Genomic DNA, 2,254 nt, shown 5'->3' with positions numbered 1-2,254 from the left:
TCACGCTGGCGACGCCGCCGACAACACCAAGCCCGCCTCTCCCACTACCGCCGCCGCGGCCACCCACTCACCTGAACGCGAGTGTCGTTGCAGTACTAGTGGTGCAAGGCATTCGAGAGTGTTGAGGGGGATTGAATCGTAATGAAGACGATCATCGTGTGTGCGTCGGTGTCGCACGGCAATACGAAGAAGGTCGCTGATGTGATGGGGGAGGTGCTCGATGCGCGGGTGATGAGCCCGGAGAAGGTCGATGCGGCTACGCTGTCGGATTGCGATCTCGTGGGGTTCGGCTCGGGGATCTTCATGGGGGCGTTCCATTCGGGGTTGCGTGAGTTCGTCGGAGCACTGCCGAAGGCGCAGCGCGGCAAGGCATTCGTTTTCGCGACGAGCGGATTTCCGGAGCCGAGTTTGCGGCCGTTCACTCGTCCGCTGGTGCGGCTGCTCGAGCAGCGAGGGTTCGAGGTGGTCGACACGTTCTCGTGCCGTGCGTGGGACACGTTTGCGCCGTTCAAACCGGTGGGTGGAATCAGGAAAGGACGACCGAACGCCGACGATCTGGCGGCGGCACGCAGCTTCGCCGAAGGGCTGCGGACTCGAATCGTCGTTACGTCCTGACGGGTCCGGCCGGATCTCGATGCCGACATCCGCCCTGATGGGGGCGGGTGTCGCCGACCGCTCCGCCTGCGTTCGCTGCCTATCGCGGGCATGACCTTCCGAACACGGAATGGCGGGAACCCTGGCTGGGTGTGTCACGGCGGAGATCGGGCGCCGCCGGTAGCACCCAGGCTTGAGTCGGGGTGTGGTGTTGGGGCACGCCCGCGCCACACTCGACCTGCGCCGAAAAGTGCGACTCGCAACGGTAGATGGAGTGTTGTCGCACCCCTCAGGTGGCGCCGGCGCCCGGAACCTGGTGCGGCGCAGAACGTCCGCTCATGCCGATGAGCGCCTGATTCCACGTCGGCCCTCAGATGGTGGTCGAATACGCTGTGCCGGTGTTGCACTCGTCGTTGTCCTTCGCCGCGGTCGCCGGTCTGCTCACCCTGGTTCCGGGTCTGGATACCGCGCTGGTGCTGCGCGCTGCGGTGAGCCGTGGCCGCCGCCACGCGTTCGCCTCTGCGATCGGGATCGGGTGCGGCACGCTGGTTTGGGGTGTGGCCGCCGCCGCGGGGGTCTCGGTGCTGTTGACAGCATCGGCGCTCGCCTACACGGTACTGAAGACTGTAGGGGCGATCTATCTGGTGTGGATGGGTATCACCATGATGCGAGATGGTCTCCGACGCCCCGTGGCGAATCCGGAAGCTGCGGTGGATGATTCACCGCAAAGCGTGTTCGGTGCGTGGGCGCGTGGGCTGGGCACGAATCTGCTCAATCCGAAGGTCGGTGTGTTCTACGCCGCCATGCTGCCGCAGTTTCTGCCCGACGGGGTCCCGCACCTACTGATGGGCAGCGTTCTCGCGGTGGTGCACAACATGGAGGGCATGGTGTGGTTCACCGTCATCATCAGTGTTGCAGGTGCGGCGAAGATCTGGCTGAACCGACCAAGCGTGCGACGTGTGATGGACTCGGTAACAGGAGCCGTATTGCTTGGGTTCGGCCTGAGGTTGGCATCCAGTCACCGGTGACGCCCGCGCCGAGTTGGTACCAGCGATCGGACCCGAAGCGGTCAGCGTGACATCCTGTCATGCCGCTGATCGCTCGGTTCGGGACGGTCGCGCCGCCCGTCGGCACGGCACCAGGCTGACGACCGGGGTTTCCGGGGATCAACCGATCGCGGCCACCGGTGGCCAACTATCGGCCGCAGATGCCGAAAAGCCCAGGCATCGCCGAAGCACTGAGGTCATGCGCGAAGGCATGGAAGGCGCTGTGACAGCGGTTATCACGCGCCCCGAGCGAGGTACGCTCTCACCATCAGCAGGGAATCAGAAGTGGACCCATGAGTGCCTCCCGAAGTGCGGTGCCTCCATGCCGACGCCGTCCACCTGGCGCGCACACGCGACACCGTCACATCCTATGCGAATGGCAACCTGCCTCGTGACCGCGCGGACCGAGCACGCCGAACGCACTCACATGCCGCATACCGCGCTGACCGAACCGGCCAGCGCGGAGCATCGGAAGATCAACGGGCAGAGCGCCGTACGACCGCCAGCAGTGCACGCTCATGCCGAGTTCGAGGGCATTGGCCGGATCATCTGGACGCATCGGACGACGGCTTCGGATCTTCGACGAGCCGGACCGCACGAGCGGACGGTGGCGC

At 65.4% G+C, this 2,254-nt stretch carries 3 protein-coding genes; all 3 read left to right on the top strand.

All coding sequences use genetic code 11. The features are described from left to right. Positions 1-141 precede the first annotated feature (141 nt). The gene (locus tag AB0L60_RS42405) at positions 142-615 is read left to right on the top strand and encodes a flavodoxin family protein (RefSeq protein WP_364626633.1); all 474 of its coding nucleotides are present in this window, start codon (positions 142-144) and stop codon (positions 613-615) included. A 353-nt stretch (positions 616-968) separates the two neighbouring features. Then, positions 969-1,622 (top strand): LysE family translocator, encoded by a 654-nt coding sequence (locus tag AB0L60_RS42400; protein WP_364626630.1) that lies wholly within the window; start codon positions 969-971, stop codon positions 1,620-1,622. A 394-nt stretch (positions 1,623-2,016) separates the two neighbouring features. Further along, on the top strand, positions 2,017-2,254 hold a 238-nt coding region (locus tag AB0L60_RS42395), incomplete at its 3' end, for a hypothetical protein (protein ID WP_364626628.1).

This window comes from Nocardia sp. NPDC051981 (assembly GCF_040680715.1).
GTDB lineage: Bacteria > Actinomycetota > Actinomycetes > Mycobacteriales > Mycobacteriaceae > Nocardia.
The sequence above is the reverse complement of the archived record's forward strand: the minus strand, read 5'-3'. Positions and strand labels throughout refer to the sequence as shown.